The 19,805-nt window shown below is 61.3% G+C and carries 17 protein-coding genes; 15 read left to right on the top strand and 2 right to left on the bottom strand.

Going from position 1 to position 19,805, the window contains the following annotated elements; translation table 11 throughout:
* The first annotated feature begins 46 nt into the window (after window positions 1–46).
* The 4 genes from RCCGE510_RS24210 (at window position 47) to RCCGE510_RS24195 (ending at window position 6,314) form a co-directional block, all read left to right on the top strand.
* Window positions 47–1,009 (top strand): sugar-binding protein, encoded by a 963-nt coding sequence (locus RCCGE510_RS24210; RefSeq protein WP_007634295.1) that lies wholly within the window; start codon window positions 47–49, stop codon window positions 1,007–1,009.
* Window positions 1,010–1,090: 81 nt separating this feature from the next.
* Complete coding sequence (locus RCCGE510_RS24205; protein WP_007634294.1) at window positions 1,091–2,632, top strand: sugar ABC transporter ATP-binding protein; 1,542 nt, start codon at window positions 1,091–1,093, stop codon at window positions 2,630–2,632.
* A gap of 41 nt (window positions 2,633–2,673) precedes the next feature.
* Window positions 2,674–3,699 (top strand): ABC transporter permease, encoded by a 1,026-nt coding sequence (locus RCCGE510_RS24200; protein ID WP_007634293.1) that lies wholly within the window; start codon window positions 2,674–2,676, stop codon window positions 3,697–3,699.
* A 632-nt stretch (window positions 3,700–4,331) separates the two neighbouring features.
* Entirely contained in the window at window positions 4,332–6,314 is a 1,983-nt protein-coding gene (locus tag RCCGE510_RS24195; protein ID WP_007634291.1) for a HAMP domain-containing methyl-accepting chemotaxis protein, read from the top strand.
* Window positions 6,315–6,444: 130 nt separating this feature from the next.
* On the opposite strand, the gene RCCGE510_RS24190 is transcribed toward RCCGE510_RS24195, so the two are convergent.
* Window positions 6,445–6,765 carry a hypothetical protein gene (locus RCCGE510_RS24190; RefSeq protein WP_007634290.1) on the bottom strand — a complete coding sequence of 107 codons (321 nt, stop codon included), beginning with the start codon at window positions 6,763–6,765 and terminating at the stop codon, window positions 6,445–6,447.
* A gap of 174 nt (window positions 6,766–6,939) precedes the next feature.
* Entirely contained in the window at window positions 6,940–7,644 is a 705-nt protein-coding gene (locus tag RCCGE510_RS24185; RefSeq protein ID WP_007634289.1) for a transcriptional regulator NanR, read from the bottom strand.
* A gap of 180 nt (window positions 7,645–7,824) precedes the next feature.
* On the opposite strand from RCCGE510_RS24185, the gene oiaX reads away from it, so the two are divergent.
* The 11 genes from oiaX (at window position 7,825) to RCCGE510_RS24130 (ending at window position 19,803) form a co-directional block, all read left to right on the top strand.
* On the top strand, window positions 7,825–9,081 hold the full coding sequence (oiaX, locus tag RCCGE510_RS24180; RefSeq protein ID WP_037079622.1) for a 3-oxo-isoapionate-4-phosphate decarboxylase OiaX: 1,257 nt from the start codon (window positions 7,825–7,827) through the stop codon (window positions 9,079–9,081).
* Between the two features lie 5 nt (window positions 9,082–9,086).
* Window positions 9,087–10,418: a four-carbon acid sugar kinase family protein gene (locus RCCGE510_RS24175; protein ID WP_007634287.1), complete on the top strand. Its 1,332-nt coding sequence runs from the start codon at window positions 9,087–9,089 to the stop codon at window positions 10,416–10,418.
* A complete protein-coding gene (locus RCCGE510_RS24170; RefSeq protein ID WP_007634285.1) occupies window positions 10,418–11,179 on the top strand; it encodes a triose-phosphate isomerase in 762 nt (253 codons plus the stop codon). The genes RCCGE510_RS24175 and RCCGE510_RS24170 overlap by 1 nt, the downstream gene beginning before the upstream one ends.
* Before the next feature lie 35 nt (window positions 11,180–11,214).
* Complete coding sequence (locus RCCGE510_RS24165) at window positions 11,215–11,661, top strand: RpiB/LacA/LacB family sugar-phosphate isomerase (RefSeq protein WP_007634284.1); 447 nt, start codon at window positions 11,215–11,217, stop codon at window positions 11,659–11,661.
* Between the two features lie 77 nt (window positions 11,662–11,738).
* A complete protein-coding gene (locus tag RCCGE510_RS24160) occupies window positions 11,739–12,566 on the top strand; it encodes a phosphogluconate dehydrogenase C-terminal domain-containing protein (RefSeq protein WP_007634283.1) in 828 nt (275 codons plus the stop codon).
* Between the two features lie 77 nt (window positions 12,567–12,643).
* Window positions 12,644–13,585 carry a D-ribose ABC transporter substrate-binding protein gene (locus RCCGE510_RS24155; RefSeq protein ID WP_007634281.1) on the top strand — a complete coding sequence of 314 codons (942 nt, stop codon included), beginning with the start codon at window positions 12,644–12,646 and terminating at the stop codon, window positions 13,583–13,585.
* A 73-nt stretch (window positions 13,586–13,658) separates the two neighbouring features.
* A complete protein-coding gene (locus tag RCCGE510_RS24150; RefSeq protein ID WP_037079619.1) occupies window positions 13,659–14,303 on the top strand; it encodes a DUF2291 domain-containing protein in 645 nt (214 codons plus the stop codon).
* On the top strand, window positions 14,300–15,850 hold the full coding sequence (locus tag RCCGE510_RS24145; protein ID WP_007634279.1) for a sugar ABC transporter ATP-binding protein: 1,551 nt from the start codon (window positions 14,300–14,302) through the stop codon (window positions 15,848–15,850). Before RCCGE510_RS24150 ends, RCCGE510_RS24145 begins: the two co-directional genes overlap by 4 nt.
* Complete coding sequence (locus tag RCCGE510_RS24140; RefSeq protein ID WP_007634278.1) at window positions 15,847–16,911, top strand: ABC transporter permease; 1,065 nt, start codon at window positions 15,847–15,849, stop codon at window positions 16,909–16,911. The genes RCCGE510_RS24145 and RCCGE510_RS24140 overlap by 4 nt, the downstream gene beginning before the upstream one ends.
* A 1-nt stretch (window position 16,912) precedes the next feature.
* Window positions 16,913–17,947 carry a Gfo/Idh/MocA family oxidoreductase gene (locus tag RCCGE510_RS24135; RefSeq protein WP_007634277.1) on the top strand — a complete coding sequence of 345 codons (1,035 nt, stop codon included), beginning with the start codon at window positions 16,913–16,915 and terminating at the stop codon, window positions 17,945–17,947.
* Window positions 17,944–19,803 carry a hypothetical protein gene (locus tag RCCGE510_RS24130; RefSeq protein WP_007634276.1) on the top strand — a complete coding sequence of 620 codons (1,860 nt, stop codon included), beginning with the start codon at window positions 17,944–17,946 and terminating at the stop codon, window positions 19,801–19,803. Before RCCGE510_RS24135 ends, RCCGE510_RS24130 begins: the two co-directional genes overlap by 4 nt.
* Window positions 19,804–19,805 lie beyond the last annotated feature (2 nt).

Genomic DNA, 19,805 nt, shown 5'->3' with positions numbered 1-19,805 from the left:
GTAAATTGCAAACGGGCCCATGCTGAGGCCCCTCGGGAGGTGTATTATGAAACAGCTGAAACGCAATGCAGCCTTGTTCTTCGCCGGGTTGATGCTGAGCGCGGCCCCGATTGCCGTATCCCATGCCGCCGACAAGCCGACGCTTGCATTCGTCGTCAACGGAGCGTCCGACTTCTGGAAAGCCGCAGAGGCAGGCGTGAAGAAGGCGCAGGGTGAAATGCCGGACTACCAGATGGAGCTGAAATACCCTGAGCAGGCGGCTGTCGCCATTCAGCAGCGCTTGATGGAAGATCTGGTCAGCGCCGGCGTCAAGGGGATCATGGTCTCCGCTGTCGATCCCAAGACCCAGACGGACGGTCTGAACAAGATCGGCTCGCAGACGGCTCTCTTCACCACCGACAGCGATGCGCCGCAGACCAACCGCGTTGCCTATATCGGCTCATCCAATGTCGACGCCGGGATGCAGGCCGCCGAAATCGCCAAGAAGGCGATGCCGGACGGCGGCAAGTGCATCGGTTTCGTCGGCCTGCTCGGCGCCGACAATGCCAAGGAACGTATCCAGGGCATGAAGGACGGCCTGAAGGGCACGAAGATCGAGCTGACAGATGTGCGCGGCGACGATATCGACCAGACGCGCGCAAAGAAGAACGTCGAGGATGCGCTGGTGGCGAGCCCCGACGTCACCTGCATGGTCGGCTTCTATTCCTACAATACGCCGCGCATCTATGAGGCGCTGCGCGACGCCGGCAAACTCGGCCAGATCACCGTCGTCGGCTTCGATGACGACCCGATCACGCTGGGCGGCGTCAAGGAAGGCACGATCGCAGCAACCGTCGTGCAACAGCCGTTCGAATGGGCCTATCAGGGCATGAAGCTGATGGCCGCCTACCTCAAGGGTGACAAATCAGGCGTTCCCAGCAACGGCTTGATCATCATTCCGACGGTGATCATCGGCAAGGACGACGTGGACAAGTATGCCGCCAGCCTGAAGGCTATGTCTGGAAAATAACCCTCCTTCGCGGCGGCGGCATTCGCTGCTGCCGCGATAGACGTCTTATGCCGACACAGCATCAGCTGCCATGGACAGGCGATGAACGATAGCTCCGACATACCGTCACCGGACCCGCTTGCAACGCCGTTCCTTTCGCTTTCCGGCGTTGGCAAGACCTATCCGGGCGTCGTGGCGCTCGAGGGTCTGTCGATCGACATCATGCCGGGAGAGGTCATCGGTCTCGTCGGCGAAAACGGGGCCGGAAAATCGACGTTGATGAAAATCCTCGGCGGCGTGATCGCACCCGACCGAGGCAGTATCCTGCTCGACGGTGCGGAGCTTCGTTCCCTCACTGTGGAATCGAGCATCTCATCCGGCATTGCCTTCGTGCATCAGGAACTCAATCTCTTTGAAAATCTCGACGTTGCGGCCAATATCTTCCTCGGCCGCGAGCCGCTGAAGGCCGGACCTTTCAAACTCGTCGATCGCGATCGCCTGCGAGACATGGTGAGGCCGCTCTTGAAGCGCGTCGGGGCTCATTTTTCCGCCGACACGCCGGTGGTGTCGCTTTCTCTTGCCGAGCAGCAGATGGTGGAAATCGCCAAGGCGCTGTCGATCAACGCCAGGCTCGTCATCTTCGACGAACCCACGTCCAGCCTGCCGCTGGCCGAAACCGAACGGCTTCTCAGCATTATCAAATCGCTGAAAGCCGATGGCATCAGCGTCATTTTCATCTCGCATCGCCTTCACGAGGTCGAGCGCGTCGCCGACCGCGTCATCGTGCTGCGCGACGGTACGCTTGTCGGCACGCTCGCCAAAAAAGACATCGGCCACGACCAGATGGTCAAGCTGATGATCGGCCGGATGCTTGCTGCCCGGACCGCAAAACCGCAGCGCTCGCCGGGCTCGGTTGCGCTGAAGGCAAGCGGCGTGCGCACCGAAGCCTATCCCGGCCGTCCCGTTGATCTGGAGATCCGCTACGGGGAAATCATGGGGCTTGCAGGCCTCGTCGGGTCGGGCCGCACCGAACTTGCGAGGGTATTCTTCGGCATCGACCGCAGCTACGGCGGAACCATCCTGCAGGACGGCCGGGAAATTTCGGTCCGTTCTGCCCGCGATGCCGTCGCTCGCGGCATCTTCCTGGTCCCGGAGGATCGCAAGCGCAACGGCATTCTTCTCGATTTTCCGATCGCCCAGAACATAACCCTTTCCGATCTTCCCAAACTTTCCAGCCGCTTCATGCTTTCTGCTGAACGGGAGACGGCGGCGGCCGAAAAGCAGCGGGTTCGCCTCGGGATCAAGGCGCCCTCCGTTTCGACGCGAACCGGCACTCTGTCCGGCGGCAACCAGCAGAAGGTCGTGCTTGCCAAATGGCTGTCGATGAGCCCGAGAGTGATGATCTTCGACGAGCCGACGCGCGGCATCGATATCGGCGCGAAGAACGAAATCTACGGCCTGATGCGGGCGCTTGCCGATGCCGGGGTGGCGATCCTGATGATTTCCAGCGACATGGAAGAGGTGATCGGCGTGTCCGACCGGATCGCCGTCATGCACGAGGGCCAGATCGCCGGCATATTGGAAGAGGACGACTTCAGCCAGGAAAACGTCCTTTTGCTTGCGGTCGGCAAAAGGGTAAAATAGCGGCTGCGGCCATATAATAAGTATCGGGGAATGGATCTCGAATGATCAAGAAAGATCTCGGACTGCTGCTGTTGATCGTCGTCGTCGGCATCGTCGTCGCCGTCATCAATCCGCGCTTCCTGCTGCCGATCAATCTCGCCAACACCGCCAACCTGATCGGCCTGTTCGGCATCCTGTCGATCGGCCAGGCCTTCGTCATCATTACCGGCGGTATCGAGCTTTCGGTCGGCTCGCTCGTTGCACTTCTCGGCGTGCTGTTCGTCGATTTCATCGCCGTCCAGGATATGCCATGGATGCTGGCGCTGCCGCTCATTCTCGCGCTTGGCGCAGTCGTGGGCGCCGTCCACGGCTGGCTGATCACCCGGCTCAACCTGCAGCCCTTCGTCGTCACCCTCTGCGGCCTGCTGATTTATCGTGGCGCAGCGCGCTTCTATACGGCCGACGGAACGGCGGGCTTTGCTTTCGGCCAAAATTTCCCGGACCTCGAATTTCTGACCGCCGGACGGTTTTACGGCGTTCCCAATACCTTCACTGCCCTCGTGATCATTGCGGTCGTCATGTGGATCATGCTGCATCGCTCGGTCTTCGGGCGTTATCTTTACGCGATCGGCAAGAATGAGGAGGCGGCCCGCTACTCCGGTATCCGTACCAGCCGCATGGTCATGTCGGCCTATGTCATCTGCGGGCTGCTGACGGCGCTTTCGGCGATTTATTTCGCCATGTACACACGCTCGATCTCGCCGGCGAGCCATGGCCAGTTCTATGAACTCTATGCGATTGCCGCTGCCGTCCTCGGCGGCTTCTCGCTCCGCGGCGGCGAGGGATCGATCTTCGGCGTCGTGCTCGGCACGGTTCTGCTCCAGGAGTTGCAGAACCTCGTCAATCTGCTTGGCATCCCGTCGTCGCTGAATTTCGCCGTCATGGGTGGGGTGATTCTTATCGGCGTCCTGATCGACCAGCAATGGCACGCAATCCGCGCGAAGCGCCGCGTCGTCTCTGCCGCCCGGCAGACCGAAACCCGTCATTTGAACGAAGGCAGTTTGCCAGTGGCTGCCAATCAGGACTAGCCGGCGGCCCACCGGCGACCCCGACATTCGCGTCGTGTCTGACGGGTCTTTGCCCAAACGCGGCACCGCGCTTCGGTGTGAGGTGGAAGCGGTCATCGATCGCCGCAGCAGAAGGCAACATGGTTACCGCCTGCGGTCGACAAACATATCCAGAAACTGCACTTATTGTCCGATTGGCGCAGGAAAGATGGCGATCCTCCGGTATCAGAATACATCGTTAACCCCTTCCGTTGGCAAATGAGTTGCGTGACGCGGATGTCGCTCCGTCGGCTTTGACCGAGAGAGAATGACTATGCGTATCCACGTTAGAAATGCTTGCGCTCGATGGAATGATTCGATCGGCACCCTAAAGATGACCGTCGCAACCATCGGAGAGTAAACTTGCCTTGCGCATCCCTCGGCATCCGAGCCAGCTGAGATAAATGATGAATGTTCCAGGATCCGCGCAGTCGTTCGATTGGCGCCGGATCGCTTTGTCACATTTCAAGCTGGTTGAACTTTAGTCGTTTGTCTTTCGGTTCACCGCCGCGCTTAGCCATTCGAACGGCCATACGAACCGCCATATCCACCCATTACAGAGCGCCCCGCGACGACAAGATCTCTCGAGGCACCGTATCCACTTAGGGGCACAAATGTTTTCGATATCGCATGCTAAGGTGGGCACAAAGCTCGCCATCTCCTCAGGCATTGGTCTGCTTTTGATTGTGGGAATGATCATCAATCAGCAGATGAACAACGCCGAAATCGCGACCGCGAATACGGTCGTCGAACGCGAACAATTGATCCTCAACGGCATTCTGAATGCGGAACTTGCATTCTCGCATATGCAACTCGGTGCAAGCGCGATTGACCTGGCGGGGACCGAAAAAGATGCTCAGGCAGCAATAACGCAGGTCAAGGATGCCAGCCAGAGCGGCTCCCACGGGCTTGAAAAACCGATCAGCGTTGCGATGAAGCCGGATGTCCTGAAAGATATCGACGACAGCCTGCGCGGCTATCAGGCGATCATGGAAGAAAAGGCAGCCGCCTTCGTCTCCGCTTTCGAGAAAACCTCCGCGCAAATGTCGGACGAAGAAAGAAGGGATGCAGCATGGGCGTCGGTTCCGGCCATCGATACCAGCAAGATCATTGATCACGCAGCGTCTGCCATTGCTCAATCGAAAAAGAATGCAGAGTATTTTACCGCGCAAGCGAGCGATTCCCGGAATCAGGCCATGTCGCGGGCAAACGAAATCGCACTTGTGGTAAGCTTAGCCATTATGGTCGTGTTGGTTGCTTCGGCAATGGTGCTCATGCGAAGCGTTGGCCGACCGATCCGGGCGATCACCGAGGCGATGCAGCGGTTGGCAGGCGGGGACACGAACCTTAATTTGCCCTATGGCGGCCGCAAGGACGAGATCGGTGAAATGGCGGGTGCCGTTGAGGTCTTCCGACAGGGTGCGATTGCCAATAGGCGGCTGGAGACAGAGGCGATCGAGAGCCGGCTAAAGGCTGAGCAGGACCGGGTTGTGACGCAGCAGCAGGCAGAGGCGGAGGCCAACGAACGGCTGCAGGTCGCAACGTCGGGCCTAGCGGTTGGCCTCAAACGTCTTGCAGCGGGTGACGTTGCTTGCCAGCTCACCGACGCCTTTGCACCGGCCTTCGAAGCTTTGCGACATGACTTCAACACGTCTGTTGAGCAACTCGGCGAGACGCTGTCGGCCATCGCTCATGCCACGTCGACGATCGATAGCGGTGCGCGGGAAATCAGCCAGAGCGCCGGCGATCTGTCGAAGCGTACTGAACAGCAGGCAGCCTCCTTGGAAGAAACTGCCACAGCGCTTGATCAGATCACGACCACCGTCAGCAGTTCTTCGAAGCGTGTCGATGAGGCCAGAACGGTCGCGAATGAAGCGAGCATCAGCGCATCGAAGTCGGGTGAGGTTGTCTCGCGCGCTATGGACGCCATGAGCCGGATCGAGCAGTCGTCCAGCCAGATCTCCAACATCATCGGTGTCATTGACGAAATCGCATTCCAGACCAATCTCCTCGCGCTCAACGCAGGCGTCGAGGCGGCCCGTGCCGGAGAAGCAGGTAAGGGTTTTGCCGTTGTTGCCCAGGAGGTTCGTGAGCTGGCACAACGCTCGGCTAAAGCCGCCAAGGAGATCAAGGGGCTCATCCACACATCTTCGGTCGAGGTAGACAACGGTGTCCAGCTTGTCAGTGAAACCGGCAAGGCACTGAAGACCATCGAAGGTTTCGTCGTGACCATCAATCAGCATATGGAGGCGATTGCCACATCGTCACGGGAACAATCGGTTGGCCTTTCCGAGGTGAATAGCGCCGTCAACGATATGGATCAGGTGACGCAACAGAACGCGGCAATGGTGGAAGAGACAACGGCTGCCAGCTCCTCTCTTGCCAATGAAGCGGCAAATCTTCAGCGCCTGGTGGCGAAATTCAATTTAGGGTCTTCAAAAAATAGCGAAGCTTCTCGCTACAATTCGGGCGTCAGGGAAGTATCGGCGGCATCCATGCCCGTGGCCTCGCCCGCACGCAACCTTGGCCGCAAGATCGCTTCGGCCTTCGGCGGATCGCGCGCAGCCGTCCAAGGGGAGAACTGGTCGGAATTCTGATCGAGGGCGCGATTAAAATGCCCGGTAATTTCCGATAGACCGGGACACCCCGATCGACCAGACTCAGAGCCCGGTTCTCCGGGCTGCTCCGCAAAAACCCCGCCGAAGCGGGGTTTTTTTATTAGGCCGTTCAGTTGTTATGGGCCGCGCACGCCTCGTCCATCGGCGTGGCGTTGCTGGTGCCGCCCTGGGTCTGGAGATTGGCGGAGTTGTTGACCGGATTGGGGCACTTGCTCTTGTCCATTTTCATGGTGCCGCCGGTCGTGGAATTGGTCATGGTGGAATCGGTTGCCATCGGCTTTTTGGTATTCGGGTCGCTGGTTGCACCGCCGCCCTGATCGGCCTGGTTCTTGTCGATCGTGGCGCCGGCCGGCGCCGGATTGGATTGGGCAAAGGCTGAGGTGGCCATGCCGAGAGCGAGAAGCGAAGCTGCTACGAGTTTCATACGCATGTGGTTTCCTCCTTGGGGATCTTTACGTGCTTGGCCTATCCACAACCTCGCCGGCACATCATTGTTCCGCTGCTGCGTACAAATGCGCGCTACCGCTCGGAAGCCGGGGCGGCCGAGGGTTGGCGTCGTCAGCAGGAAGGTGGGCGGCGCACCGCTCACATACAGAGTTGCGGGCTATTTCGCGTAAAGCGCGCGCGAGCGTTCGAGGTGCTTGAGGAGCGCCATTTCCGAGCCGTCGACGTCATTGGCTTCAAGGCGGTCGACGATCTCGTCGTGTTCGGCGAGCGTGAACTTTTCCTTGCCGGTCCAGATCAGCATCTCGGTGTGATATTCCTTCAGCCAGGCAAGCATCGCCTCGCTGACGGCGGCGTAGATCGGGTTGCCCGATATCTGGGCGATGCGGGTGTGGAACTCCATATCGGCATCGATGAACTCTTCGGGCTGCCCGAGTGAGCTGCGCTGGCGCGCGATGATCTCCCTGAGGTCGCCGATATCATCCGCGGAGGCGCGCTGCGCGGCCTCGCGCGCCATGCCGCGCTCGAAGAAGATGCGGGCGCTCTTCAGATGCTCCAGCGAGTCTGCCGATTGCGACAGCATGATCTTGGCGGTGAGATCGACCTGGCGGAAGATCGACTTTGCCGTCAGCCTCAAGACCTTCGCCCGCTCGCCGTGCGAAATGTTGACGAGACCCTTGTTGGCAAGCGACTGCATGGCCTCCCGGATCGCCGGCCGGCCGACCCCGAAGCGCTCCATCAGCACCCGCTCGGACGGCATTTCATCGCCGGGTTGAAGCTCGCCTGAGATGATCAATCGCTCAAGTCGATCAAACACTTCGTCGGAGAGTTTGCGGCGGACGATCTGTTCGAGGGGCTGGGTCATCACATCTCGCTGGCTCAAAACGTCTCCTCCTAACAGTTTTCCGGACCAAGGACAAAGCTCGCCATCGAAAATTGCGCAGCCGAAGATTCCGCTTTCCAACGGTTGGGATACTCATTATACCAGATCACGAGTTGACGCCATGGCAATCTGCGTTTGGCGAGAGGAGCAGCCGTCAGTTTTATGATGATTATCCTGACCTACCGCATCGAAACGGCCGGCAGCATCGAGGCGATGGCTGAGAAGATCGCCAGCGATCAGTCGACCGGAACCTTCGTGCCGGTCCCCGGCGAAACCGAAGAACTGAAAGCGCGTGTCGCCGCCCGCGTGCTGGCCATCCGCCCGCTCGACGATGGGCGCCATCCGACCTGGCCTGAAGTTGCTCCCGGCACGCTGCTCCGCCGCGCCGATGTCGACATCGGCTTTCCGCTGGAGGCGATCGGCACCGATCTCTCGGCGCTGATGACCATCGCGATCGGCGGCGTCTATTCGATCAAGGGCATGACCGGCATCCGCATCGTCGACATGAAGCTGCCCGAGGCTTTCAGGAGCGCCCATCCCGGCCCGCAGTTCGGCATTCCGGGAAGCCGCCGCCTTACCGGCGTGGAGGGACGCCCGATCATCGGAACGATCGTCAAGCCGGCGCTTGGGCTGAGACCGCACGAAACGGCGGAACTCGTCGGCGAGCTGATCGCTTCAGGCGTCGACTTCATCAAGGACGACGAGAAGCTGATGAGCCCGGCCTATTCGCCGCTCGCCGACCGCGTCGCGGCGATCATGCCGCGCATTCTCGATCACGAGCAGAAGACCGGCAAGAAAGTGATGTATGCCTTCGGCATCTCGCATGCCGACCCCGACGAGATGATGCGCAACCACGACATCGTGGCTGCGGCCGGCGGCAACTGCGCCGTCGTCAACATCAACTCGATCGGCTTCGGCGGCATGAGTTTTCTGCGCAAACGCTCCAACCTGGTGCTGCACGCGCATCGAAACGGCTGGGATGTGCTGACCCGCGATCCGGGCGCCGGCATGGATTTCAGGGTTTACCAGCAGTTCTGGCGGCTGCTCGGGGTCGACCAGTTCCAGATCAACGGCATCAGGGTCAAATACTGGGAGCCGGACGACAGCTTCGTCTCGTCCTTCAAGGCCGTCAGCACGCCGCTGTTCGACGCCGCCGATTGCCCGCTGCCGGTCGCAGGCTCCGGCCAATGGGGCGGACAGGCGCCGGAAACCTATCGGCGCACCGGCCGCACCGTCGATCTTCTCTATCTCTGCGGCGGCGGTATCGTCAGTCATCCGGGGGGGCCTGCGGCCGGTGTTCGTGCCGTGCAGCAGGCCTGGCAGGCCGCCGTCGCAGACATTCCGTTGGAGGTCTACGCAAAAGAGCATCCGGAGCTCGCCGCCTCGATCGCGAAATTCAGCGACGGCAAGGGCGCGTGACCGATATGGATGGACTTCTCGTCAGCTATTATGGGGACGACTTTACCGGCTCCACCGATGTCATGGAGGCGCTCGCCTCGAATGGTGTCGAAACCGCGCTCTTCCTCGACATTCCGACGCCGGAGCTGCTTGCGCGCTTCAAGCATTGCCGCGCGATCGGCATCGCCGGAACGAGCCGCAGCGAGGCGCCGGAGTGGATGCAGCAGCATCTTGCGCCCGCCTTCGACTGGTTGAAATCGCTCGACGCCGCCATCTGCCACTATAAGGTCTGCTCGACCTTCGATTCCAGCCCCGAGATTGGCAGCATCGGCAAGGCGATCGAAATCGGCCGCAAGACCTTCGGGCAATCGGTCGTGCCGGTCATCGTCGGCGCGCCGCAATTGAAGCGCTACACTGCATTCGGCAATCTCTTCGCCGCCTACCGGGGGCGCGTTTTCCGCATCGACCGCCATCCCGTGATGAGCCGCCATCCCGTCACCCCGATGGACGAGGCGGACCTTGCGCTGCATCTGTCAAAGCAGACCTCCCTCCCCGTCCTGCTCGCCGATCTTGTTGCGATCACCGCGGCGGACGCCGATCAACGGATAGACGCGCTGGCGTCGAGCTCGGAAGGCATTCTGCTCCTCGATGTCGACTCCGAGGCAACGCAGGCGACAGCCGGCCGGCAGATGCTGCGTGTCCTCAGACGTTCGGCAAGCTTCGTCGCCGGCTCCTCAGGGGTCGAATACGCTCTGCTCAGCGCGTGGCGGCAGGCAGGCTTGATCGGCGCGTGCACGGAATTTCCCGATGTCGGCCCGGTCAATCGCCTCGCCGTCGTCTCGGGCAGTGTCTCGCCGACGACTGAGCGGCAAATCCGCACCGCCGTCGAGAACGGTTTTGAGAGCATCGCCCTCGATCCGCTGGCGCTGATCTCGAATGGCGAAGGCGCGGTGGATGCGGCGGTCGAAGCCGGCATCGGCAAGCTGAAAGAAGGCAAGAGCGTCATCCTTTACACGGCACTTGGCCCTTCGGCCGACCGCGGCGCCGACATCGACCGGCTTCCCGGCGCGCGTCATCGGTTGGGAAGTGTGCTTGGCACGATCTTGTGCCGGCTGATCGAGGCGGAAGGGTTGTCGCGTGCGGTTGTTGCCGGCGGCGACACCTCCAGTCACGCACTCCGGCAATTGAAGATCGACGCGCTGACGACGCTGCTGCCGCTTCCCCAAACGCCCGGGTCGCCGCTGTGCCTCGCCCATGGCGACTATCCGCCGACCAACGGCCTGCAGATTGCGCTGAAAGGCGGCCAGGTCGGGACGGACGGCTATTTCGCGCAGATCCGCGACGGGAGGAAAAGCTGATGGTCGTCTGGGTCGGCACCAGTTTCCAGATGAACAAGACCATGGAGGAAGCACTCGCCTTCGCGTGCCACCTCGCCGAGGCGGACGGTGAACGCGACATCCGCGTCCAGCGCTTCGTCATTCCCGCCTTTACCGCGGTGCGCGAGGTCAAACGCCTGCTTGCCGAGACATCGGTCAAGGTCGGCGCCCAAAACATGCACTGGGAGGACGCCGGCGCCTGGACCGGCGAGATTTCTCCGGTGATGCTGAAGGACTGCGAACTCGATATCGTCGAACTCGGTCATTCCGAACGGCGCGAGCATTTCGGCGAAACCGACGAAACCGTCGGCCTCAAGGTTTCGGCTGCGGTCCGCCATGGCCTGACGCCGCTGATCTGTATCGGCGAGACGTTGCAGGAGCGCCAGGAGGGTCGGGCCGACGCGGTTTTGCGGCGGCAGGTCGAGGCCGCCTTGCGGGGCGTCGACACCGAGGCCGAGCCTTCGGTGCTGCTTGCCTACGAGCCGGTCTGGGCGATCGGCGTCAACGGTATTCCGGCGACCGCCGACTATGCGTCGGAGCGGCACGGAAAGATCGCCGAAGTGGCCAAGGGCATTCTCGGCCGTGCGGTGCCGGTCCTCTACGGCGGGAGCGTCAATCCTGAAAACTGTGCGGAACTGATCACCGAGGCGCATATCGACGGGCTGTTCATCGGCCGCTCCGCCTGGTCCGTCGACGGTTATCTCGACATTCTCCGCCGCGTCAGCGTGGCGATCGAACGGTGATTTCCATGCCTGAGGGCGAGCGAAAGGAAACGGCTATGAAGATCGCAATCGGCGCGGACAGCGCAGGCAAACCGCTCCTGGATGTCATAGCCGCCCATCTGGCCGGCAAGGCAGACCTCGAAGTTCACGACCTCAGCCAATCCGGCTTCTATGCCGATCTTTCGCAGCGTCTCGCGCAGACGATCGTCGACGGCGAACATCAGCGCGGCATCCTTTTCTGCGGTACCGGCATCGGCGTCTGCATTTCCGCCAACAAGGTGCCGGGCATTCGCGCCGCCCTCACCCACGACACCTATTCGGCGGAACGCGCGGCGAAATCGAACAACGCCCAGATCATCACGATGGGGGCGCGGGTCATCGGACCGGAGCTGGCGAAGTCGATCGTCGATGTCTGGCTTGCCTCCGAATTCGACCCCGATGGCTCGTCAGCCGGCAACGTGCAGGCGATCGACCGGCTCGACGCCGAAAAACATGGGTCCTGACAAAGTTAATAGTGATATGGTGATTGACTCATCATACCAGTTTATGATCCTATCCAGTCTGAAATAATGAGGAAAACATGACCAAGATTGCTCTCTTCGGTGCCGGCGGCAAAATGGGATACCGGCTTGCCAAAAATCTCAAGGGTTCGCGCTTTGACGTGCGTCATGTCGAGGTGAGCGACGCGGGGAAGACGCGTTTGAAGAATGACCTCGGCGTCGATTGCGTGCCGGTCGATGCCGCCCTCGACGGCGCCGACGTGGTCATCCTCGCAGTACCGGATACGGCGATCGGCAAGGTCGCGGCTGGAATCGTCGATAAGCTCACCTCGGGCACCATGGTGGTCGCGCTCGATGCTGCGGCGCCCTTTGCTGGCCACCTGCCGAAGCGCGACGACCTCACCTATTTCGTCACCCATCCCTGCCACCCGCCGATCTTCAACGACGAGACGGACATGCAGGCCAAGAAGGATCACTTCGGCGGCCTGTTCGCCAAGCAACACATCGTCTCGGCGCTGATGCAGGGTCCCGACAGTGCCTACGCGCTCGGCGAGGAAATCGCCAAGCTCATCTGGGCGCCGGTCATGCGCTCGCACCGGGTCACTGTCGACCAACTCGCCATGCTCGAACCCGGCCTGTCGGAAACCGTCTGTGCATCGCTGCTCGTCGTCATGCGCCAGGCGATGGACGAATGCGTTGCGCGCGGCGTGCCTGCAGAGGCCGCCCGCGATTTCCTTCTCGGCCATATGAACGTGCTCGGCGCGGTCATCTTCAAGGAGGTCGACGGCGTGTTTTCGGATGCCTGCAACAAGGCGATCGAGTTCGGCATCCCGGCGCTGATGCGCGACGACTGGAAGAAAGTATTCGAACCGCAGGAGATCGCCGAAAGCATCCGGCGCATCACCTGAGCCGGCCTGGGGAGGCATACCCTCCCTCTTAACCGCTCCGAGGAGAACGGAGCTTCATTCACCACTGGGAGGAAAACATGAAACTGACGCGCAGACTAACACTTGCAGCTTTTGCCGGCGCGCTGGCGCTCGGAACTGCCATGCCGGCCTTTGCGGCCGATCTCATCGCCATCATCACGCCGGCGCATGACAACCCCTTCTTCAAGGCTGAAGCCGTCGGCGCCGAAGCCAAGGCGAAGGAACTCGGCTACGAGACCCTGGTCATGACCCACGACGACGACGCCAACAAGCAGTCGGAAATGATCGATACGGCCATCGGGCGCGGCGCCAAGGCGATAATCCTCGACAATGCCGGCGCGGACGCCTCTGTTGCCGCCGTCAAGAAGGCCAAGGATGCCGGCATCCCGTCCTTCCTGATCGACCGTGAAATCAACGCGACAGGCGTTGCCGTCGCCCAGATCGTCTCGAACAACTATCAGGGCGCGCAGCTTGGCGCGCAGGAATTCGTCAAGCTGATGGGTGAGAAGGGCAATTACGTCGAGCTGGTGGGCAAGGAGTCCGACACCAATGCCGGCATCCGCTCGCAGGGCTATCACGACGTTATCGACGACTATCCGGAGCTGAAGTCGGTCGCCAAGCAGTCGGCCAACTGGAGCCAGACGGAAGCCTATTCGAAGATGGAAACCATCCTCCAGGCAAATCCCGATATCAAGGGCGTGATCTCCGGTAACGACACCATGGCCATGGGCGCGATCGCAGCACTCCAGGCAGCCGGCCGCAAGGACGTGATCGTCGTCGGCTTCGACGGTTCCAATGACGTGCGCGATTCCATCAAGGCGGGCGGCATCAAGGCGACCGTGCTGCAGCCCGCCTATGCACAGGCTCAGCTGGCGGTGGAACAGGCCGACGCCTACATCAAAAACAAGACGATGCCGAAAGAAGAGAAGCAGTTGATGGATTGTGTTCTCATCAACGCCGACAATTCCGGCAAGCTTGAAACCTTTGCCCTGACGAACTGATCAGTACTAATTGCGGAGGGTGCAGCGTTGCGCCCTCCGCAATGCATTTTGCAAGACGTCGAGGTTTATCCGCATGTTGAGAATGAAGGGCGCCCTGCTCGCTGCCGTCGTGGCGGCGGCCCTGCCTAGTTGCAAGATCATCAAGACGCCGACCGCCGAGGAAAAGGCGGCCGCTGCGGCAAAGACCGCCTTCGACCCGAATGCAAAGGTCGAGGCGATCTGGCAGCCTGAAGTCGTTCCCTATTTCGAAAAGCGCGCCGGCGATCTGAAGGACGTCGCGCAACTTGCCGCCTCCAATCCCGATGCCGCGGGTGAGAAATATGGCAATCCGCGCAAGCAGAGCAGCTCTCCGTGGAGCTATGCGGTGAAGATCACCGGCAAGGTGGTTGCGGCCGACACGGCCTCGCGTGCGGCAACGCTCGATGTCGACGCAGATGGCGACGGCAAGGTCGATGCGAAAGTTCAGATCGGGCCGGCGCTGCGCGGCACCGCGCTTCGCGACACGCTTGATTTCGTCAATTTTAATGATTTCAAGAACCAGATCGAATGGGCGCAGTTCGGCAAAGCGTTCAACGAGAAGGCCAACGCCGCCTTTCTATCCGCCGTCCCGCGCGACGGTCTGGTCGGCAAGACTGTGACGGTGATCGGGGCCTTTCCGCTTCCGAAAAGCGGCGAGCTTCCGCTCGTCACACCGTCGGAACTGAAGGTGGGTCCATGACGGCGGCAGAGGTACCGGACGACCATATCATCCTGCGCCTCGACGACGTGTCGAAGGTCTATTCGGGCATTGTCGCTGTCAAACGCGCCAATCTGGAACTGCGCCGTGGCGCGGTGAATGTCCTGGTCGGGGAAAACGGCGCCGGCAAATCGACGCTGATGAAAATCATCGCCGGCGTCGAGCGCCCGACGCTCGGCCGTATCATTTTGGACGGCAAGCCCATATCCTTCGACAGTCCCGCCGATGCGCAGGCGAATGGCATCGGCATGATCTTCCAGGAACTCAATCTCTTCGCCAACATGTCGGTGGCCGAAAACATCTTCGCCCGGCGCGAGATCACCCGCGGCCTGCTCGGCATCGATCACAAGGCGCAGATCGAGAAGGCCAATGAATTTTTACGGCGGCTCGATGCGGGCATCGAGGCGGATACGATGGTCGAGGATCTGCCGATCGGCCAGCAGCAGCTCGTCGAGATCGCCAAGGCGATGTCGCTCAATGCCCGTATCCTGATCATGGACGAGCCGACCTCCGCCCTTTCGGCGGCCGAAGTCGAAATCCTGTTCAAGGTGATCGCTGAGCTGAAGGCTCAGGGTGTCGCGATCGTCTATATCTCGCATCGGCTGGAAGAGCTGATGCGGATCGGCGACTATATCACCGTGTTGCGCGACGGCCAGATCACCGGCCATGCCATGGTGCGCGACATCGACACGCGCTGGATCGTGCGCTCGATGATCGGTTCGGATGCGAAGGATTTCGCCAAGTCGGTCACTCATTCCGTCGGCGGCGAGGTGTTCCGCGCCGAAAACATCAGCCTTCCCAGGCCGACCGGCGGGCTTGCGGTCAACGACGTCTCGCTGTCGGTCAAGGCAGGCGAGATCCTCGGCATTTACGGCCTGATGGGCGCCGGACGCAGCGAATTCTTCGAGTGCGTGATCGGGCGGCACACGCATTCGACCGGCAGGATCTTCATCGACGGCAAGGAGGTGCGCGCCCGCGACACCACGCGGCGCATCCGCCGCGGCCTTGCGCTGATCCCGGAAGACCGGCAGCGGGAGGGGCTCGTGCAGGTGCTCTCCATCGCCTCCAACCTGACGCTGGCGAGCCTTTCCCGCTTCACCCGGCTCTTCCACATCGATCGCAGCGCCGAGAGGGATGCCATTCAGGAGGCGATCCGCGATCTCTCGATCAAGGCGCCGAATCCGGATTTCGAGGTTACCTCGATGTCCGGCGGCAATCAGCAGAAGGTCGTCATCGGTAAGGCGCTGATGACCAATCCGAAGGTGCTGCTGATGGACGAGCCGAGCCGCGGCATCGATGTCGGCGCCAAGGCTGACGTCTTCCGCACCATGCGCCGGCTGGCGGCAAACGGGCTCGCAATTTTATTTTCGACTTCCGACCTCGAAGAGGTCATGGCGCTTTCCGATCGCATCGCGGTTTTGAGCAACGGCCAGCTCCTGGCCGTCTTCGAAAGAAGCGAGGCCACGGAAGAGGCGATCATCGCGGCTTCGGCCAAGGGACACGGACATCAAGGGAAACTCGCGTCATGATGGCGGCTACCTCCACCACTCTTGCGCCGAAGGGCGCCAACGGCTCGGCGCTTCTAACGCTGATGAAGCTCAGGACCTTTATTGCGCTTTTCGCCGTCATCATCTTCTTTGCGATCTTCGCGCCGAACTTCACTTCGACGGCGAATATGATCCTGATGTCGAAGCATGTGGCGCTGAACGCCTTCCTGGCGATGGGAATGACCTTCGTCATCATCACCGGCGGCATCGATCTCTCGGTTGGCTCGATCGTCGGGCTGTGCGGCATGGTCGCCGGCGGGCTGATCCTTTACGGCATCGAACTGCCGATCGGCTACACCATCTATTTCAACCTCTTCGAGATCGTGCTGATCACGCTGTCGATCGGCCTCGCCATCGGACTTATCAACGGCCTGCTGATCACCAAGCTCAATGTCGCGCCGTTCATCGCCACCTTGGGCACGCTCTATGTCGCCCGCGGGCTGGCCCTGTTGTCTTCGGATGGCCAGACCTTTCCGAACCTCGTCGGACGGCCCGAATATGCGACGACCGGCTTCGACTTTTTCGGCGCGGGGCGCATTCTCGGCCTGCCCGTTTCGATCTGGATCCTGATCGTGCTGGCGCTGCTGGCGGCCTACGTTGCCCGCTCGACGCCGATCGGCCGCCACATCTTCGCCGTCGGCGGCAATGAGCGGGCAGCACGCATGTCCGGCATCCGCGTCGATGTCGTGAAGATCTTCGTCTACATGTTCTCCGGCCTTTGCGCGGCGATCGTCGGCGTCGTCATTTCTTCCGAGCTGATGGCCGCCCACCCGGCCACCGGCGAGAGTTTCGAACTCAATGCGATTGCCGCAGCCGTTCTCGGCGGCACTTCGATGTCCGGCGGCCGTGGCACGATCGGCGGCACGATCATCGGCGCCTTCGTCATCGGCATTCTCTCCGACGGACTGGTGATGATGGGCGTCTCCTCTTTCTGGCAGATGGTCATCAAGGGTCTCGTCATCATCATCGCCGTCGTCGTCGACCAGGCGCAGCGCCGTCTCCAGCAACGGGTCACCCTGATGCAGATGGCAAAGGCAGGCTGAAATGACCGAACTGAAAGGCGCGTTGATCGGCTGCGGCTTCTTTGCGATCAACCAGATGCACGCGTGGAACGATGTCGAAGGCGCCGGGATCGTCGCGATCTGCGACCGCGATCCGGAGCGGCTGAAGATCGTCGGTGATCAGTTCGGCATCGAACGCCGTTACAGCGATGCCGAGGCCCTGTTTGCCGCTGGCGGCTTCGATTTTGTCGATATCGCCACGACGGTTCAGAGCCACCGCGCCCTGGTGGAAATGGCCGCTGGGAATAAGGTGCCGGCCATCTGCCAGAAGCCGTTCGCCAAGACGCTGTCGGATGCCAAGGCGATGGTCGAGGCCTGCCGCAGCGCCGGCGTGGCGCTAATGGTACACGAGAATTTTCGTTGGCAGACGCCGATCCAGGCGGTGCTTAGGGTGCTCGATACCGGCGCCATCGGCACGCCCTTCTGGGGCCGCTTCTCCTTCCGCTCGGGCTATGACGTGTTTTCGGGTCAGCCCTATCTCGCCGAAAGTGAGCGCTTCATCATCGAAGACCTCGGCATCCATACACTCGATATCGCTCGTTATATCCTTGGCGACGTTTCATCGCTCTCGGCCCGCACCAAACGGGTCAATCCCAGTATTAAAGGCGAGGATGTCGCGACCATTCTGCTCGATCATGAGAGCGGCGCGACTTCGGTCGTCGACGTCAGCTACGCCACCAAGCTCTCGAAAGAGCCCTTCCCCGAGACTCTGATCGAACTCGACGGCTCCGAAGGCACGATCCGTCTGACTCAGGGATACAGTCTGGAAGTGACCAACGCCAAGGGCACTACCACCACGGACGTCTCGCCGAAGCTGCTATCCTGGGCCTCGCGGCCCTGGCACAATATCCAGGAGAGCGTCTACGCGATCCAACAGCATTGGGTCGATCAGCTGGCGCGCGGCGCGGAGCATTCGACCTCGGGGGCCGACAATCTGAAAACCTTCGCCCTCGTCGAAGCCGCCTATGACAGTGCTGCAAGCGGGCAGACGATCGATGTCGGAGCGATGCTGCGATGACGATCGATGCATTCCAGCTCTTCGGTACCCGCGCTGTGGAAACGCCGCCGGTTCGCCTGACAGCCGGAAAGCTGACCGCCGATCTCGCCAACGGCAACCTCCGCACCATCCGCTACGATGGGGTCGAGGTCCTGCGGGCGATTTCCTATCTCGTTCGCGACCGGGACTGGGGCACCTACAGCCCCGAGATCGCCGATCTCAGCATCGAGCAGCATGACGATCGTTTCGAGGTCGCCTATCTCGCCCGGTGCAATGGGCCTGGCGAGACGAGGCTCGTCATCGACGTCCGCATTTCAGGAGGCTCGACCAGGCTCGATTTCGAGGCTGAAGCGAGGACCGAAACGGGTTTCGAGACCAACCGCTGCGGCTTCTGCATCTTGCATCCGATCGTCGGCGTCGCCGGTTCGCCGGCGACCGTCGAACATGTCGACGGCCGCGTCGTCGCGACCTGCTTTCCCGATCTCATCGAGCCCTGGCAGCCGTTCAAGGATATGCGCGCCATTGCCCATGAGGTGATGCCTGGCGTTGCCGCGGAATGCCGGATGGAGGGCGACACGTTCGAAATGGAGGATCAAAGGAATTGGTCCGATGCCTCCTATAAGACCTATGTCCGGCCGCTCGCCCTGCCCTGGCCCTATCAGATGCCCATCAGTCAATCCGTCCGGCAGAAGACGTCGCTTGTTATCAGAGACACTCGCCGTTCCGTCGTGCGCTCAGCCGCGAGTTCGACTGGCGCCGTCAAGCTCGAGCTCGGAGCGCGCACCGGCGCCATGCCTGAGATCGGCGTCATCATTACCCCCGAGGAGGCGGAAGCGACACTTTCGGCGCAGTCCGTCCTCGCGGAGATCGCGCCCCGGGAGCTTCTCTTCCATTTCGATCCTGATGCCGGACACGGCCTCGAAGCGCTGAAAAACTTCGCCGCGATCGCTGCCGCCCATCGCGGCCGCTCGACGCTGGAGATCGCGCTTGCCTGCAAGGCGTCGCCGGCAAGCGAGGCGGCCGAGATCGCCCGCCAGATGCAGCGCGCGGACTTCAATCCGGATGCGATCCTGATCTCGCCCTCCGTCGATCGGCAATCGACGCCGCCCGGCAGCAAATGGCCGGACTGCCCTCCCTTCGAAGAAATCTATGCCGCAGCCCGCGCCGCCTTTCCCGGCATACGCATCGGCGGCGGCATGCTCAGCTATTTCACCGAGCTCAACCGCAAGCGCGTGCCATCAGGCGAGATCGACTTCGTCAGCCATTGCACCAATCCGATCGTGCATACGGCCGACGATCTCAGCGTCATGCAGACCTTGGAAGCACTGCCCTTCATCACCCGCTCCGTTCGCGCGATCTACGGCGACAAGCACTATCGCATCGGCCCGTCGACCATCCCGATGCGGCAAAACCCCTATGGCAGCCGGACGATGGACAATCCGTCCGGCGGGCGCATACCAATGGCCAACCGCGACCCGCGCCACAACGGACGCTTCGTGGCGGCCTTCGCGCTGGGTTACACGATCCGGGTGCTGGATGCTGGTCTCGAATGCCTGACACTTTCGGCACTCACAGGTCCTTTCGGGCTGATTGCCGGGCTTGATGAGCCGACAGAACAAGGCGGGCGGCGGCCGCTGTTCGACACCGTGCGAACATTATCCGCCTTGGCGGGTGCATCCTGGCAGGAGTGCGTCTCTGCCTCGCCTTCCGAGGTGCTGTCTTTCGTTGCGCGGGATGTCACGGGAGCCAAGCTCCACGTCGTCAATCTGACCAGCGAAAACCGGACGATCGATTGCAGTGCATGCCGGCCGGCGGATTCGGAGAAAGAGCTATTGCTCGCACCATTTGCCACCGCCGTTTTGCCGCTGGCGGATTGACG

Origin of the sequence: Rhizobium sp. CCGE 510 (assembly GCF_000292525.1) — a bacterium.
GTDB lineage: Bacteria > Pseudomonadota > Alphaproteobacteria > Rhizobiales > Rhizobiaceae > Rhizobium.
This window is presented reverse-complemented; position numbering and strand designations above follow the sequence as displayed.

Coding starts and splice junctions, on each gene's coding strand:
- RCCGE510_RS24210 (WP_007634295.1), top strand. CDS start 47: ATGAAACAGCTGAAACGCAATGCAGCCTTGTTCTTCGCCGGGTTGATG.
- RCCGE510_RS24205 (WP_007634294.1), top strand. CDS start 1,091: ATGAACGATAGCTCCGACATACCGTCACCGGACCCGCTTGCAACGCCG.
- RCCGE510_RS24200 (WP_007634293.1), top strand. CDS start 2,674: ATGATCAAGAAAGATCTCGGACTGCTGCTGTTGATCGTCGTCGTCGGC.
- RCCGE510_RS24195 (WP_007634291.1), top strand. CDS start 4,332: ATGTTTTCGATATCGCATGCTAAGGTGGGCACAAAGCTCGCCATCTCC.
- RCCGE510_RS24190 (WP_007634290.1), bottom strand. CDS start 6,765: ATGCGTATGAAACTCGTAGCAGCTTCGCTTCTCGCTCTCGGCATGGCC.
- RCCGE510_RS24185 (WP_007634289.1), bottom strand. CDS start 7,644: ATGACCCAGCCCCTCGAACAGATCGTCCGCCGCAAACTCTCCGACGAA.
- oiaX (WP_037079622.1), top strand. CDS start 7,825: ATGATGATTATCCTGACCTACCGCATCGAAACGGCCGGCAGCATCGAG.
- RCCGE510_RS24175 (WP_007634287.1), top strand. CDS start 9,087: ATGGATGGACTTCTCGTCAGCTATTATGGGGACGACTTTACCGGCTCC.
- RCCGE510_RS24170 (WP_007634285.1), top strand. CDS start 10,418: ATGGTCGTCTGGGTCGGCACCAGTTTCCAGATGAACAAGACCATGGAG.
- RCCGE510_RS24165 (WP_007634284.1), top strand. CDS start 11,215: ATGAAGATCGCAATCGGCGCGGACAGCGCAGGCAAACCGCTCCTGGAT.
- RCCGE510_RS24160 (WP_007634283.1), top strand. CDS start 11,739: ATGACCAAGATTGCTCTCTTCGGTGCCGGCGGCAAAATGGGATACCGG.
- RCCGE510_RS24155 (WP_007634281.1), top strand. CDS start 12,644: ATGAAACTGACGCGCAGACTAACACTTGCAGCTTTTGCCGGCGCGCTG.
- RCCGE510_RS24150 (WP_037079619.1), top strand. CDS start 13,659: ATGTTGAGAATGAAGGGCGCCCTGCTCGCTGCCGTCGTGGCGGCGGCC.
- RCCGE510_RS24145 (WP_007634279.1), top strand. CDS start 14,300: ATGACGGCGGCAGAGGTACCGGACGACCATATCATCCTGCGCCTCGAC.
- RCCGE510_RS24140 (WP_007634278.1), top strand. CDS start 15,847: ATGATGGCGGCTACCTCCACCACTCTTGCGCCGAAGGGCGCCAACGGC.
- RCCGE510_RS24135 (WP_007634277.1), top strand. CDS start 16,913: ATGACCGAACTGAAAGGCGCGTTGATCGGCTGCGGCTTCTTTGCGATC.
- RCCGE510_RS24130 (WP_007634276.1), top strand. CDS start 17,944: ATGACGATCGATGCATTCCAGCTCTTCGGTACCCGCGCTGTGGAAACG.